The 15,355-nt window shown below is 60.3% G+C and carries 14 protein-coding genes; 5 read left to right on the top strand and 9 right to left on the bottom strand.

The features are described from left to right. The first annotated feature begins 224 nt into the window (after nt 1-224). Both LT42_RS14995 and LT42_RS14990 read left to right on the top strand, forming a co-directional pair. Nucleotides 225-911 carry a TetR family transcriptional regulator gene (locus LT42_RS14995; protein WP_052075292.1) on the top strand — a complete coding sequence of 229 codons (687 nt, stop codon included), beginning with the start codon at nt 225-227 and terminating at the stop codon, nt 909-911. A gap of 291 nt (nt 912-1,202) precedes the next feature. Beyond that, a complete protein-coding gene (locus LT42_RS14990; protein ID WP_152597709.1) occupies nt 1,203-2,000 on the top strand; it encodes a cache domain-containing protein in 798 nt (265 codons plus the stop codon). A gap of 16 nt (nt 2,001-2,016) precedes the next feature. Here LT42_RS14990 and LT42_RS14985 read toward each other — a convergent pair whose 3' ends face one another. From LT42_RS14985 to LT42_RS14980, 3 genes are all read right to left on the bottom strand, one after another. Beyond that, the gene (locus LT42_RS14985; protein WP_037014471.1) at nt 2,017-3,516 is read right to left on the bottom strand and encodes an MDR family MFS transporter; all 1,500 of its coding nucleotides are present in this window, start codon (nt 3,514-3,516) and stop codon (nt 2,017-2,019) included. 125 nt (nt 3,517-3,641) lie between these two features. After that, the gene (locus LT42_RS26040; RefSeq protein WP_162835408.1) at nt 3,642-3,818 is read right to left on the bottom strand and encodes a hypothetical protein; all 177 of its coding nucleotides are present in this window, start codon (nt 3,816-3,818) and stop codon (nt 3,642-3,644) included. Between the two features lie 139 nt (nt 3,819-3,957). Then, on the bottom strand, nt 3,958-4,845 hold the full coding sequence (locus tag LT42_RS14980; protein WP_037014468.1) for a LysR substrate-binding domain-containing protein: 888 nt from the start codon (nt 4,843-4,845) through the stop codon (nt 3,958-3,960). Nucleotides 4,846-4,995: 150 nt separating this feature from the next. On the opposite strand from LT42_RS14980, the gene LT42_RS14975 reads away from it, so the two are divergent. Further along, nucleotides 4,996-6,636 (top strand): 5-guanidino-2-oxopentanoate decarboxylase, encoded by a 1,641-nt coding sequence (locus LT42_RS14975; RefSeq protein WP_037014465.1) that lies wholly within the window; start codon nt 4,996-4,998, stop codon nt 6,634-6,636. A 390-nt stretch (nt 6,637-7,026) separates the two neighbouring features. On the opposite strand, the gene LT42_RS14970 is transcribed toward LT42_RS14975, so the two are convergent. Beyond that, a complete protein-coding gene (locus tag LT42_RS14970; RefSeq protein WP_052075350.1) occupies nt 7,027-7,914 on the bottom strand; it encodes an AraC family transcriptional regulator in 888 nt (295 codons plus the stop codon). Nucleotides 7,915-8,329: 415 nt separating this feature from the next. Here LT42_RS14970 and LT42_RS14965 point away from each other — a divergent pair, with 415 nt between their 5' ends. Together LT42_RS14965 and LT42_RS14960 are read left to right on the top strand one after the other, a co-directional pair. Next, nucleotides 8,330-8,683: an antibiotic biosynthesis monooxygenase family protein gene (locus LT42_RS14965; RefSeq protein WP_037014463.1), complete on the top strand. Its 354-nt coding sequence runs from the start codon at nt 8,330-8,332 to the stop codon at nt 8,681-8,683. A gap of 109 nt (nt 8,684-8,792) precedes the next feature. Then, the gene (locus tag LT42_RS14960; RefSeq protein WP_037014460.1) at nt 8,793-9,032 is read left to right on the top strand and encodes a hypothetical protein; all 240 of its coding nucleotides are present in this window, start codon (nt 8,793-8,795) and stop codon (nt 9,030-9,032) included. On the opposite strand, the gene LT42_RS14955 is transcribed toward LT42_RS14960, so the two are convergent. The 5 genes from LT42_RS14955 to LT42_RS14940 form a co-directional block, all read right to left on the bottom strand. Continuing rightward, nucleotides 9,033-9,656 carry a flavin reductase family protein gene (locus tag LT42_RS14955; protein WP_037017319.1) on the bottom strand — a complete coding sequence of 208 codons (624 nt, stop codon included), beginning with the start codon at nt 9,654-9,656 and terminating at the stop codon, nt 9,033-9,035. It lies immediately after the preceding gene. Nucleotides 9,657-9,866: 210 nt separating this feature from the next. Further along, entirely contained in the window at nt 9,867-10,190 is a 324-nt protein-coding gene (locus LT42_RS26260) for a hypothetical protein (RefSeq protein WP_081955396.1), read from the bottom strand. A gap of 408 nt (nt 10,191-10,598) precedes the next feature. Further along, nucleotides 10,599-11,063, bottom strand: coding sequence for a hypothetical protein (locus LT42_RS26345; protein ID WP_081955395.1), 465 nt, complete (start codon nt 11,061-11,063; stop codon nt 10,599-10,601). A gap of 247 nt (nt 11,064-11,310) precedes the next feature. After that, on the bottom strand, nt 11,311-12,633 hold the full coding sequence (locus LT42_RS14945; RefSeq protein ID WP_037014454.1) for an MFS transporter: 1,323 nt from the start codon (nt 12,631-12,633) through the stop codon (nt 11,311-11,313). Nucleotides 12,634-14,005: 1,372 nt separating this feature from the next. Continuing rightward, nucleotides 14,006-15,352 carry a sigma-54-dependent transcriptional regulator gene (locus LT42_RS14940; RefSeq protein ID WP_037014452.1) on the bottom strand — a complete coding sequence of 449 codons (1,347 nt, stop codon included), beginning with the start codon at nt 15,350-15,352 and terminating at the stop codon, nt 14,006-14,008. Nucleotides 15,353-15,355 lie beyond the last annotated feature (3 nt).

Here is a 15,355-nt window from a genome sequence, read left to right as displayed (position 1 = left end):
TGAAAAGTGGAAAGGGGCGGGAAAGGGTTCCTGCTGGATAAGTAGCATGCTAATGAATATACTTACGTTCACGGTTGTTTGTAAACACCCACGTCTGCGACACTCCAACGCACCGAGGGCATCGATTGTAGGTCCGGGACAAGGCATTACAAAGGCCGCCCGACGTGCTGTGCAGGCCACTCGACCAGAGCGCCTGAAGCATTTTTATTGAGGTTTTTACTGCCATGGTCCGACGCACGAAAGAAGAGGCTCAGGAAACACGCAGGCAGATTCTCGAAGCTGCCGAGCAGGCTTTCTACGATCGAGGGGTCTCGCGCACAACGCTTGCAGACATTGCTGCCTTGGCGGGCGTGACCCGTGGCGCGATCTATTGGCACTTCAGCAATAAGGCCGATCTGGTTCAGGCGATGCTCGACAGTCTCCATGAACCCCTTGAAGAAATGGCACGCGCAAGCGAAAGCGAGGATGAAGTTGATCCGCTGGGGTGGACGCGCAAGCTTCTCATTCATTTGTTTCAGCAAGTTGCCAACGATCCCAAGACCCGCCGCATCAATGAAATTCTGTTTCATAAATTCGAATTTACCGACGAAATGTGTGACATGCGTCAACAGCGTCAATTTGTCTGGCTCGACGCCAACGAACGAATCGCGCTGGCGCTCAGCAATGCTTCCCGCCAAGGGCAATTGCCGGCAGACCTGAACCCGCAGCGCGCGGCCATCTGTCTGCATGCTTATATCCACGGCATTCTGGGGCAGTGGTTGCTGGTGCCGGAGAGCTTCTCCCTGCAAAACGACGCCGAACGTCTGGTTGACGGCATTCTCGACATGCTTCGCTTCAGCCCCGCACTGCGCGATGCCGGGCTGCCTCCAGCGCCTGCGAGTCAGCAGGCGGTTATTGCCAGCAAGGCGTGACTCGGCTCGCGGACGGCGCGCGGTCGTCCCCTTGGAGCCAAATGGCGCTTGGCCTGTATCTATACCTCGCCTTTGCCGGGTTGAACAGGCGGTTTACCGTGGCTTTACGTTAATCGCCCGGTGTTCAGGGCCTATTCAGCCGCGTCCCCCATTTAACTCCCGAATGCTTCCTTATTGCGATCTGCCATCTACGCTAGGTGCCATACCAACAAGAATGGGGCAAAGGCCATGGCAGTCGGTTCACAGGACATCCTCAAAAAACTTCTGGTCGGCACGCTCACCGTCTTTTTTATGGGTCAGTGCTGGGCTGCGGGTGACGAAGCGCAGGAGGCCGCAGCTGCCAAGGCTCTGCTTGAGAAAGCCGTTGCCCGATATCGCGTCCAGGGCGACAAGTCGCTGGCCGAGTTCAGCCGTCAGGGCGAGTTCGTCGACGGCGAGCGTTACGTTTTCGTCACCGACACCCAAGGCATCATGCTCGCCAGCGGCGGGCCTTCGGTGGCCTTGATCGGGCGAGATGTTTCATCAGTGCTCGATCCGGAACTGCAAAAGACCTTCAAGCACGTGCTGCAGACCCCCGAGAGCGCAGGCGTACAACAAGCTGAATATCGCTGGCAGAACTGGCGCGACGGCAAGGTCGAGCGCAAACGTGTGTACTTTCAGCGTCTCGCCAATCGGGTCTTGGCGGTGGGCTATTACCTGCCGCGCGCATCGCCAGAGCAGGCCAGGGCATTGCTCGATAAGGCATCCAAAGCAATTGAGCAGGACAGAGACGGCACGGTCCGCGCAATCAACGACCTGAAAGGCGGATTCCTCGAAGACGACCTGTATGTCTTTGTCGTGGACCTGGCATCAAAGCGCTATGTCGCCCATGGCACTAACCTGCGGCTGGTCAATACCGACTTCAGCAAGGTCAAGGACCCGGAAGGCAAACCCGTCGGCATTCCGATCCTTGAGATAGTCAGGCAGCAGGCCGAAGGCGACTACGAATACCGCTGGCGCAACCCGGTGACCGGCAAGGTCGAGCACAAGCATGCCTATGTGCGCAGAGTCGGCGGCTACCTGGTGGCGGTCGGGTATTACAGCGGCTGACCCGTCAAGACGCCGGCTATCGGTCCTTGTCGTGCCGGCCGCGCAACACATTGTTGGGCATCGCCAGGGCTGCCGCGAGGCCCAGTAATGACACGGCCGCGCTGCCCATCAGTAAATGCTGAAAGGTCATCGATAACTGGCCACGCAGTAATCCGAGCGCCGGACCGCTGGCGGCGTTCAGGCTGTCCATCAGCAAATTGCCCGAACCCTCAGCCATCGAACCGCCGACCTCAGCGATGCCTGAACCGGCAAGCATTGCCAGCAGCAGCGCAGACATCGTAGCTACACCCACCGCGCCGCCGAGCGAGCGAAATAGATTGGTAGTGCTGGTCGCTACACCCATGTCCTTGACCTCCACCGAATTCTGCGTGCCCACCAGCGAAGTCGGGAATTGCAGACCGCTGGCGATGCCGGTCAACACCATGAACAGACTCGTCAAAACTGCCGACTCCGCCGGGGTGAAAGCGATCCCCAGAATCGCCAGCGGCATCAGCGCTGCGCCCGCGAGAATGATCGGTTTGTAACGACCGGTAAGCGAAGTGCGTCGTCCTCCGAAATACGCGCCCATCGGCATGCCGATGGCCAGCGGCATCAAGTGCAGTGCGGCGCTGTCTGCACCTGCGCCCGTGACGGTCTGAAACCGCAACGGCAGCAGCACGATCAGTGAGATGGCCTGAAAACTGGTGAAGAAGATCGTGCACCAGCAGAGCACGGCGCTGCGGTTGGCAAACAAGTGCATCGGCAACAATGGCTCGCGGGCGCGCCTTTCATACAGCACGAAGATCACCAGCGCGAGCAGCGCCACCGACAGCTGCGTGAGCACCGATTCGTCGCGCCAGCTGTGCCCTTGGCCAATCTCGGTAATGCCCAGCAGCAGCGCGGTCAGCCCGATGATCATCAGCACGGTGCCCAGGTAATCAATGACCGGTTTGCGCTGAGGCACCGGCAGACCGACCAGCGTCTTTCGCGCCACCCACCACGCCGCCAGGCCCAGCGGCAGGTTGATGATGAACACCCAGCGCCAGGACAGATACTCGGTCATGAAACCGCCCAGCACCGGGCCGGCAACACTGGCCGCTGCGTACATCCCGCTGAAGTAACCCTGGTAGCGGCCACGTTCACGGGGCGGAACGATGTCGCCGATGATGGCCTGGCTGACCGAAACCATCCCGCCCGCGCCGATGCCTTGCAGCACCCGCGCCAGCACCAGTTGTTCCATGCTCTGGGCCAGGGCGCAAAACAGCGAGGCGAGGGTAAACGTGGCCAGGCCAAAGAGCATCAATCGACGGCGGCCGTACAAATCCCCCAACTTGCCGTAGATCGGTACGGCCACCGTAAGCGCGACCATATAGGCCGAGATCACCCAGGCGAGCAGGTCGAAATCGTGGAATTGTGCAGAGATGGCCGGCATCGAGACCGCGACAATGGTCTGATCCAGCGCACTGAGGAAGACGGCCATCATCAGCGCAAACAAAATGCTGCGGATGTCCGGACGGGGTTGATTGAGACTCGTCACAGAAGGGGCTCGCTTGGCAGATTAGCCTGCAATACCGGCAGGAATTTTTGCCAAGTCTAGTCCGTTAGCTTGCTAATCGATAGCAGGCTGTCGGCATTTCCACAGCGTGAAGAGCCTGTGCAGCGTCAACGAAGCGCGCTGAACGTCGCGTCGGTGGGAACGCAGTGCCCCAATGTGCAGACCACTGCCATGCGTGGCGTCTGCCGCATCTGCTCGATACGGTACGCGCCGGCGGCATACAGGCTGAGCACGGCAGTAACGGCAACAACATAAACGCACTGTCTTTTTATTGTGGTTTTCATGACCTTTGCCTCAATCCGGTAAGACATCTTTTCAAAGCGGACACAGTGAGTGTAGGTCGGTCTGGGCGAGTGGAAGGGGCCGTAGAGATTGAATGTTTTTATCAGCCGGGGCGTTGAGGAAGAGCCAGCGTTGCGCCGTTCAGCCCCTGCGTCGCTCGGCAGCCTGCTCCGATAGCCAGTCCAGCAATTTCGTGAGCGCCCCAGGCACAGCGGTGCGTTTGGGAGACACTAGGTAATACCCAGCGCCGGTTCTGACTTTCAAGTCGAAGGGCATCATCAGTCGCCCCGCATCGAGGTCTTCGCCGATCAGCGACCAGTCACCGATGGCAACGCCCTCGCTCTGTGAGGCAACAGTCATGGCCAGGTCCATCGTGTCGAAGTGCTGGCCTTGCATGACAGCATTCGGCCTGGCACCCGCGGCTTTGAGCCAGAGCGCCCAGTCCCGTTCATCGAGAGTCGGGTGCAACATCATGCGCTTCTGCAGATCATCGAGGTGCCAGCGCGGCTCCCCGGCTGCCATTGACGGCGAACAGACTGGCGTGAGCTGTTCGTCAAACAGGTGCTGCGCATGCACCGACTCACCCGGATGCGCGCCATATATCACCGCCGCGTCAAAGTCCTCACGTTGAAAGTCCACGCCATGGGCGCTGGTGGTGGTCAACTGCACCGGTGCGTCGGGCCGTTCCTTCTGCCAGTGCATCAGCCGGGGCAACAACCAGCGACTGATGCAGGTCGGGGCCTTGATCTGCAGCGCTCTGGGTCTGGCGTCCACCTCAGTCACGGCTTCTTCGATCAGACCGAACACCTGTTCAATGCGTGGCAGCAGTTCGCGGCCTTGTGGGGTGAGGGACAAACCTCGGGCCTGACGAATGAACAATCGATAGCCAAGATGACTTTCCAGCCCCGAGATCTGGCGGCTGACGGCGCCCTGGGTGAGGTGCAGTGCCTCGGCGGCCCGCGTGAAATTGCAGCACTTGGCCGTGATCAGGAACGTATGCAGCGCGGGCAGGGGCGGGAGACGTTTCATCGGCAAGCGAGCCATGAGCCAGGAACATGGCTAAGCATGACATTTTTTGCGTTGTGGTCGATACCACCCCCGGTTCCAATGACCCTTGCTTCAACACGGGATTAATCCGGGCGCGGCCGCGTGCCAATAGACAAGAGCAAAGGCGAACACATGGCGACGTGCGGGGAAGTGCTGGTCAAGTTGCTGGAGGGTTACGGCGTCGAACGCGTCTTTGGTATCCCGGGCGTACACACGGTTGAGCTGTATCGCGGTCTGGCCGGTTCGTCGATCACCCACATCACCCCGCGCCACGAGCAGGGCGCGGGTTTCATGGCCGATGGTTACGCGCGAACGCGCGGACAGCCTGGCGTGTGCTTCATCATCACCGGCCCCGGCATGACCAATATCATCACGGCGATGGGGCAGGCGTATGCGGACTCGATTCCGATGCTGGTCATCTCCAGTGTCCAGTCGCGCAATCAGCTGGGAGGCGGGCGCGGCAAGCTGCATGAGCTGCCGTCACAGAGCGCACTGGTCGCAGGCGTTGCGGCGTTCTCCCACACGCTGATGTCTGCCGCTGAGCTGCCCTCGGTGCTGGCGCGGGCCTTCGCGGTGTTTCAGGCGGCGCGGCCGCGTCCGGTGCACATCGAGATCCCGCTCGACGTACTGGTGGAGAATGCCGACGGCCTGCTGCGCAGCCAGCCGGTTTCGGTCACGCGCGCCGGAGCGGCCCCCAACGCAATCACGCAGATGGCGAAGCTCTTGGCCCATGCGCAACGGCCGCTGATTTTGGCGGGCGGTGGCGCCATCGACAGCGCCCCGGCATTGAAGCGGCTGGCCGAACGGCTCGCCGCTCCGGTCGCACTGACGATCAACGCCAAGGGCATGCTGCCAGGCAAACACCCGCTGTTGCTGGGCTCGACACAGTCACTTGACGCCACGCGTGAGGTCATCGAGAGCGCCGACGTGGTGCTGGCCATTGGGACGGAACTGGCGGAAACCGATTACGACATCACTTTTCAGGGACACTTCAACATTCCGGGCCTGTTGTTGCGCATCGACATCGACCCGGACCAGACGGTACGCCAGTTTGCGCCCGAGGTCGCGCTGGTGGCCGACGCCCGATATGCCGCCGAGGCGTTGGTGATCGCGTTGTCCGGTGAGGTCCTCGCCCCACGCAATGAAGATTGGGGGCCCGCACGAGTGGCTGCGCTGAGGGCCAGGCTGGATGCTGACTGGGACGAGGCAACACGTGCGCAGACGCTGTTCTTGCAGACGGTCCTCGAAGTGCTGCCGGAGGCCGTGATCGTTGGCGACTCCACCCAGCCCGTCTACACCGGCAACCTGACACTGGACCTCGACAAGCCTCGCCGCTGGTTCAACTCATCCACGGGCTATGGAACGCTGGGTTACGCGTTGCCTGCCGCTATGGGGGCATGGCTGGGCAGTCGCGACGCCGGTGAGCGCAATCCGGTGGTGTGCCTGATCGGTGATGGCGGCCTGCAGTTCACGCTGTCCGAGTTGGTGAGCGCGGTGGAAGCGCACGTGCCCATCATCGTGCTGCTGTGGAATAACCAGGGTTATGAAGAGATCAAAAGGTACATGGTCAAACGCGCCATTGAGCCGGTGGGTGTAGACATCTACTCGCCGGACTTCATCGGCGTAGCGAAAGCCCTGGGCTGCGCGGCCGAGGCCGTCGTTGGGGGCGCGCAGTTGGTGGAGGCGCTGGAAGCCGCTGGCCGACGCGAAGGACCGACGCTGATCGAAATTGATCAGCGCGCGTGGATGGAGGCGCGGATGGGGACGGTGTGAATCACTCCACACGGAAGAGGCGACTTGGCAACTTCACGTTCGCGGCGCGGCACCTGACGCTTTCCCGGCTAAAGCCGGTCCCACAGTCGGCTTGCGGTGCATCAGTGGGACCGGCTGAAGATGGTCCCACGGTCGGTTCGGGGTGCATCAGTGGGACGGGCTTCAGCCGGGAAGAGGTCACTTGGGCGACTTCACGCTAGCGGCGTGGCACCTGACGCTTTCCCGGCTAAAGCCGGTCCCACAGTCGGCTTGCGGTGCATCAGTGAGGCCGGCTGAAGATGGTCCCACGGTCGGTTCGGGGTGCATCAGTGGGACCGGCTTCAGCCGGGAAGAAGTCGCTTGCAGCGCCATCATCTTTGCGACGAACGCCCGGTCCGCTTCACTGCGGCATCAGACGGTATTGCGCAGGCGTGCCAGGTCCCGAAGCGGCGGTGCGCCGAACAGGCGGCTGTACTCGCGGCTGAATTGCGAGGCGCTTTCATAGCCCACCCGGTAACCGGCGGCGGATGCTTCGAGCCCGTCCGCAAGCATTAACCGGCGCGCCTCCTGCAGCCGCAGTTGTTTTTGATACTGCAACGGGCTCATGGCCGTCACGGCTTTAAAACGATGATGCAGGGTCGAGACGCTCAGGTTTACCTCTCTGGCCAGGTCCTCAATGCGCAAGGGCTCCTGAAAATGGTCGTTGAGCCATTTGATCGCCTGCGTGACGCGGTGGGTCTGGCAGTTTGAGATGGCGATTTCGTACAGCCGATGCCCCTCACTCCCGCGCAGCAAACGGTAGAGGATCTCCCGGTTGATCAGCGGCGCGAGCATGGCAATGTCCTTCGGCGTATCCAGCAGGCGGATAAGTCGAATCACTGCGTCGAGCAACTGCGTGTCGATCCGCTCGACGTACATGCCTCGCCCGCTGTGGCCGGTCGGCACGCTCATCGGACCGGCCTCTGCGATCAACGCATTGATTTCAGCGGGATCGATTTCCAGGCGCAGCGCCAGGTGTGGCTCTTCGGGCGTTGCATAGATGACCTTGCCGCTGATTGGCAACGCGACCGACAGCACGAGGTAATTGAGAGGGTCGTAGGTGTACAACTCGCCGCCGAGCATCACGTCCTTGCGTCCCTGGGCCATGATGCACAGCGCCGGTTGGACCAAGCCGGGCACCGATTGCGACGGGCGATCATGGCGAACCATGAACAGCGGCTTGATCACCGTCTGGAAACTGCCATCGGTTGGCGCATGACGGCGAATCAGCTCTGCCAGCTCGGCGCGCTGTTGCGTCATCTGGGCGCTCAACTCCTCGATACGCGGAGCATCCGGAGCATCCGGAGCAAAGGGCGCAACAGCGGATGGCGGCATGGGTAAATCCTCTAACAGGCGTCTGATGCAGCACAGCTTATTTTTGGGCAAGCGCAAGCGGTAGGCGAATCCTGCCAGATGATTGCCTGATTCTGTTAACGCACGGTTTCACGCAGCGCGGCCGACCGTGTTTGCTCGGCAAGCTTGCTCGAAAGTCCAACCCTGAGGCACGGGTTGATCCCGAACCGACATCTGACGATGAGCACCCCAGCGCAGAATCGGGCAATAACCCCGCAGTAATCGGCTACCGGGAAAACTCCGCCAGACACTAACCTTCACTTCCCCGCCGCAGGATGTTTCCTGGATCGCGGCACGGACACAGAGAGAAGGAGCGCAGACCATGCTTGACACTTCAATCGTTAGCCACCGGGTCGCCATTCGCGCCGGCGCCGGCCACAGTGAGAAAGTGGGGGTGCGATTAAGCAGCCTTATCGACTCGTGCAGTGCTGCACAGGGTTGTCTGCACTTTGCGCTGCAGCGTTCCCTGACGGACGATGATGTCTGGGTTATTACCGGTTCGTGGGCTGATCCTTCTGCGATGAATGACTGGTTCGCTGCGCCTGAACTGAATCTGTTTTCCGAACTGGTGACAGAACGGCTGGTCGCAAGCCTGGACTTCCAGACCTTCGCGACGGTGACGGCGGCTCAGGCCCGCACCGGCTATCGTGCAGAAGAAGTTCGCCTGGCAGGATGAGAGGTTCGGACGCTGAGCCTGGCGCCGACACTGCGCAGAAAGTCTTGCAAGGGCTCGTCCCCGTCCGTTTAGAATCCTGCCTTTCCTTTTCAGGCAGGGCGTTCGGACTATGGCACGCAAAGAATTCCAGCATCACGAGGCGGTATCGGCCGCAGTTCCCGGTGAAGACGGCTACAGCGCAGCGATCGCCGTCAAAGCGCGATTCAATGGCGGCGCCCCGAGCTTCCACCAGGTGCTGACCGATCAGAAATTTGTCACCGCGCTCGCCGCTGACGAAGCCGCGGTGCAGGAGCTGGAGCGACTTGCCGATGTCACCGATGAGGGTGAGCTGGTGTTCGCCCCGAGCTAATCAGGCTTTTGGCCGGTACATCGTGAACAGCGACTCAGGCGTCACCTGAAAGTAGTCGCCCGGGCCGCCGCCGCGCAGGATCGGCTCGCCCGCAGCCGTGTCGTAGATCCCTTCCTTCAGCAACCGCTTGGCAATGTGCACAGCCACCACTTCACCCATGATCAGCCAGCTCGGCACGTTCTCTTTGTCGGCGCGCTGCAGCTGGATGATCTGCGTTACTTTGCACTCGAACGCCACAGGCGTCTCTTTAACCCTCGGCACCGAAACGATGCGCGAGGGTTCTGCCGTCAGGTTGGCCAGCTCAAATTCATTCACGTCCGCAGGCACCGCGGCGCAGCTCATGTTCATTTGCTCGGCTAGGCCGCGCGTCGCCAGGTTCCACACGAACTCGCCGGTCTGTTCGACGTTGTTGAGGCTGTCCTTTCGGCCGATGCTGCAAAAGCCGATGATCGGAGGCACGTAGTTGAAGGCGTTGAAAAAGCTGTAGGGGGCCAGGTTCAACTTGCCCTGTGCGTCCTGGGACGAGATCCAGCCGATCGGGCGTGGGCCCACAATTGCGTTGAAGGGGTCATGGGGCAAGCCATGGCCTTTGGACGGTTCGTAGAAATGAATATCGTCTGACATGGTGTGTTCCTGACTGGGTGCTGGCGCACGTTGCTGCGGCGCGCGTTTGAGAATGACGGCCGTCATAGTGCAGGGCGTTGCCAAAGGATTCCAGCGGCGGCCGAATGCCAGGCAAAAAAAAGCCCGACAATTGTCGGGCTACAAAGGGAGTTCGGGAGGCGAACATGAAGCGGTTATGCATACAGCGGCAGAGCATGAAGCTGGACTGGCTTAGCTGACGCGGTTGGCGCCAACATGATCGGCACCGTCAGCGGCCAGGCGGTTGGCGCCGACATGGTCAGCACCATCGGCAGCCTGGCGGTTAGCGCCTACGTGATCAGCGCCGTCAGCGGCAAGACGATTGGCACCAACATGATCGGAGCCGTCTGACGCCTGACGGTAAGAACCGGTGTGCGACGCATTGGTGTGGGAAGAACCGCCTTCAGCCACAACAGTGCCATTGAATGCTGAGTGTTGCTCCGATACCGGCAGAGCGAATGCGCTCGATGCCAGGATCGACAAACTTAGGCCGAAAATAATATTTGAAGTTTTCATGGTGAGTTGCTCCAGTAAGTTTCAATAAGTTTTAACTTGGGAATGGAGCCAATCTTACGCGCGCAGGGATTAAGTTGAAGTTAACGCTGTTGCTAACGACCATCGTCAAAAATGATAGTTGGCTGGAACGCCCGTTTTTAAGGCGCTGCGGAGAAGATTGCTCGGGAATGGCGCATTTTTCGCTGTGTCGTGGGGTTTTTGTGGTTGACGAGTTATTGATGATTTGCTAGCGCGGGGATGGGTTGTGTGACTGGCATCTGCGCAGCGAGGGCTGAGACTCGCTGTCTGCCATTTCATCCAAACCGAGAAGCTGGACGGCAGGCCATATCAGCCGGGGGTTTGCATCATAAATAGCTAGAAAATCAAGCCCGGCGCAAGACCGGGCGGAGGAGACTTCAAGGGAATGAATCAGCTCAGGCGATTTGCACCAACATGGTCCGCACCGTCAGCAGCGAGGCGATTTGCACCTACGTGATCAGCACCGTCAGCAGCGAGGCGATTGGCGCCTACGTGGTCAGCACCATCGGCAGCGAGGCGATTGGCACCTACGTGGTCAGCACCATCGGCAGCGAGGCGGTTGGCACCTACGTGGTCAGCACCATCGGCAGCGAGGCGGTTGGCACCTACGTGGTCAGCACCGTCAGCCGCGAGGCGATTGGCACCTACGTGGTCGGCACCGTCAGCCGCGAGGTGGTTGGCGCCTACGTGGTCAGCACCGTCAGCAGCGACGCGGCCAATATTGGTATGGGAAGAACCGTTCTCTGCAACTACCGCTGCACTAACGCTGTGATGTGCCTCGACAGCAGGAAGTGCAAAGGCGCTGCTGGCGAGAAGAGAGAATGCAAGGCCGAAGATCAGTTTGTTGGTTTTCATGGTAGTTGCTCCAGATCGATTCAATGTTTGGGTAACTCGGTATGGAGTGAACTTTACTCGGCTTAAAACTATTAAGAAGTCAATCGCGTTGGTAGCGATCATCGCTGAAATTGATACTGCGAAAAGCGGCCTTCATTCATGCACTTAGTCCTGTCTGCAAGCGTAAAAAGGGCGGCTCACTTGCGTGGCCGCCCCTGTTTTGCGTCGTCAAACGGCGCTCAATCGATGAGCGTCAGCATCGCCCGGGTCAGTCAGTTTCGATCCGCGAATGCTTGCGAGTGTCTTTCATGAAGACATAGACCAGCAGCGACACCGCGATGCAGGCCGTGACGTACCAGTAGTACCCGGTCTCCATGCCGATGCTTTTGAACCACAGCGCGATGTATTCAGCGGTGCCGCCGAAGATCGATACCGTCAACGCATACGGCAAGCCCACGCCCAGCGCACGGATTTCGGTCGGGAACAGTTCCGCCTTGACCACCGCGTTGATCGACGTGTAGCCGCTGACGATGATCAGCGCAGCCATGATCAGGAAGAACGCACCCCACCAGCTTTGAATGGTGTGCAGCGTGGTGAGAATCGGTACGGTACACAAGGTCCCCAAAACGCCGAACGCGATCAGGATCGGCCGACGGCCGATCTTGTCAGACAGCGCGCCGATAACAGGCTGCAAAAGCATGAACAGGAACAGCGTGGCGGCGGAGATGGTGGTCGAATCGGTGATGCTCATGCCCACCGTGTTCACCAGGTACTTCTGCATGTACGTGGTGTACGTGTAGAAGGCCAGCGTTCCGCCCATGGTCAGCCCGACCACAGTCATCAGCTCCTTGGGATGGCGCATCAATGTGCGCATCAGGCTCTCTTTGGGCTTGTCCTTCTTGCGGGTGAACGACTCGGTCTCTTCCATGCCGCGACGCAGAAACAGCGCCACCACCGCGCACAGGGCGCCAATGCCGAACGGGATGCGCCAGCCCCACGCGTGCAGCTGTTCGGTCGTCAGCGTTTGTTGCAGCACGATCAATACCGCGAGTGCGATGAGCTGACCCGAGATCAGCGTGACGTACTGGAAGCTCGAGAAAAAGCCACGACGCTCTTTGGTCGCCATTTCGCTGAGGTAGGTTGCCGAGGTGCCGTATTCGCCACCCACCGACAGGCCCTGCAGCAAGCGGGCGAACACCAGCATGATCGGGGCGCCGACGCCGATGGTTTCATACCCGGGCGTGAGGGCGATGATCAGCGAACCAAAACACATCAGCAGGACCGACGCCATCAATGCAGCCTTGCGGCCTTTGCGGTCAGCATAAAGGCCCATGAGCCAGCCGCCGATAGGCCGCATGAGAAAGCCCACAGCGAAGATCGCGGCGGTGTTGAGCAGTTGGGCAGTGGTGTCGCCCTTGGGGAAGAAGACTTTGGCGAAGTAGAGAGAGAAAGCGGCGTAGACGTACCAGTCGTACCACTCGACCATGTTGCCGACGGATCCGCTGAAAATGGATTTCAGGCGATTTCCGGTGGTTTTTTCTGCGACTGTGGTGGCAGCCGCTCCGGGGGAAGCAGAATTGGGGATGGCCATTGGTTTTCCTGCAGATCATTGTTGTTAGAGGGATCGCGTCTAGGCGGTCTGACAACATGGATAGCAGGAGCTGTGCCAAAGGCTGAAAGCCCCGATATAGAGCGATCAGGCTGACGCAGGTGAGCGGAAATCCGCTGATTCAGAAAATAACCTGAGCGAAAATCCGCTCATTGGCCACCCTGGAACCCTCAACACTTCGGTTATCGCCACAAAGCAACTGACGTACCGCAGATCAACGTATCGCTATCAGACCGGCTATCGCGCCACCGAGCAACTGAAGTCACGCAGATCAACGGTAGGAGCGCGCTTGCCCGCGAAGACGTAGGCATGGGCGACCATCATGTGTCGGATGTACCGACCTCTTCGCGGGCAAGCGCGCTCCTACACCGGTCAGTGGGCAGACCACGAAATCTCCTGGCACACACCAACCTCTTCGCGGGCAAGCGCGCTCCTACACCGGTCAGTGGGCAGACCATGAAATCTCATGGCACTGACCAACCTTTTCGCGGGCAAGCGCTCTTACGCCGGTTAATGGGCAGACAGCCACGCCGGTAGGCACACCACAGAGCAACTGACGTAACGCGGATCAACTGTAGGAGCGCGCTTGCCCGCGAAGACGTAGGCATGGACGACCATCATGTGCCGGATGTACCAACCTCTTCGCGGGCAAGCGCGCTCCTACACCGGTCAGTGGGCAGACCACGAAATCTCCTGGCACTGACCAACCTTTTCGCGGGCAAGCGCTCTTACGCCGGTTAATGGCAGGCAGCCACGCCGGTAAGCACACCACAGAGCAACTGACGTAACGCAGTTCAACTGTAGGAGCGCGCTTGCCCGCGAAGACGTAGGCATGAACGACCATCATGTTTCGGATGTACCGACCTCTTCGCGGGCAAGCGCGCTCCTACACTGGTCAGTGGGCAGACCACGAAATCTCATGGCACTGACCAACCTTTTCGCGGGCAAGCGCTCTCACGCCGGTTAATGGGCAGACAGCCACGCCGGTAGGCACACCACAGAGCAACTGACGTAACGCGGATCAACTGTAGGAGCGCGCTTGCCCGCGAAGACGTAGGCATGGACGACCATCATGTGCCGGATGTACCAACCTCTTCGCGGGCAAGCTCGCTCCTACACCGGTTCGTGGGCGGACGAAATCTCCTGGCACACACCAACCTCTTCGCGGGCAAGCGCGCTCCTACACAGTGGGCAGACCACGAAATCTCCTGGCACACACCGACCTCTTCGCGGGCAAGCGCGCTCCTACACCGGTTCGTGTGCGGACGAAATCTCATGACACACACCGAACTCTTCACGGGCAGCGCGCTCGTGCGCCGGTTTGTGGGCGAAAGCCGCGTTCACCGAGGTCGGTTCAGCGCGGTGAATTGCCTTCCGCCAGGAAATCCTCGCGTACCAGCCCGTGCCGCTGCATCTTTTCATTCAGCGTTCGCCGTGGCACCTGCAGCTCGTTCATCACTGCCTTGATGTCGCCCCGATGCCGTTGCAATGCTGAGCGGATGCAGTGCGCTTCGAACGCCTCTTGCTGCGCCACCAGCGACTGGCCACCCGCCAGGGCTTCAGCGGCCGGGTTGTCCAGCCCCAGAACCTGACGCTCGGCGGCATTGGCAAGCTCTCGGACATTGCCCGGCCAGTCATGGCTGAGGAGATGGCTTAATTGCGCTCCGCTCAGAGCCGGCGCGCTGCGAGCCAGGCGTTGGGCTGCCTGCCTGGAAAAATGGCTAAACAGCATCGGAATGTCCTCGCGCCTGTCGCGCAGCGGCGGCAGGCGCAATTCGGCAATGTTCAATCGGTAGGCCAAATCTTCACGAAAGCGACCGGCTCGCGCTTCATCCAGCAGATCGGGTTTGGTCGCAGCAATGATGCGCACGTCGATCTCAATGCTCTGATTCGAGCCCAGCCGCTCGATACGTCGTTCCTGAATCACCCGCAGTAACTTGACCTGCTGAGCCAGCGGCATGCTTTCAATCTCGTCGAGAAACACTGTGCCGCCGTGGGCGAATTCCAGCTTGCCGACGCGCTTACCCTGGGCGCCGGTGAACGCGCCGCTCTCGTGGCCGAACAGCTCGGCCTCAAACAGCGGTTCGGGAATCGCCGCGCAATTGACCGCGACGAAAGGCTTGTCAGCCCTGGAACCGAAATCATGCAGACACCGCGCAACCATCTCCTTGCCGCTACCCGTCTCGCCACGAATCAACACGTTCACCGGCAATGGCGATAAATCCAGCACCTGTCGGCGCAGCGTCTGCATCGTCGGCGACATGCCCAACAGCGTCGCGTCCAGGCGCGAGCGGTGGTCAGCCTGTTCGTGCAGCGTGCGGTTATCCAGCACCAGCGCGCGTTTCTCCAGCGCCCTGCGCAGGCTGCCAAGCAGTCGTTCCGGGGTGAACGGCTTCTCCAGAAAGTCATACGCTCCGTCGCGCATCGCGTCCACGGCCATCGGCACATCCCCGTGACCGGTCAGCAGGATCACTGGCAAGTCGCGGTCCTTCGCCTGCAACTCTGCGAGCAACTGGAGACCGTCCATGCCAGGCATGCGCACATCGCTCAGAATCACGCCGGGGAAGGCATCGGGCAGCTGCGCCAGACATGCCTCGGCGCGACTGAACACCTGCACGGTAAAGCCGGACAATGTCAGCCATTGCTCCACGGCTTCCCGGATGGGCGCCTCGTCGTCTACCACGATCACCGAATTGAGCATGCC

Origin of the sequence: Pseudomonas lutea, assembly GCF_000759445.1 — a bacterium.
Classification (GTDB): domain Bacteria; phylum Pseudomonadota; class Gammaproteobacteria; order Pseudomonadales; family Pseudomonadaceae; genus Aquipseudomonas; species Aquipseudomonas lutea.
Note: the sequence above shows the minus strand (reverse complement) of the source record. Positions and strands in the feature narration are given on the sequence as shown.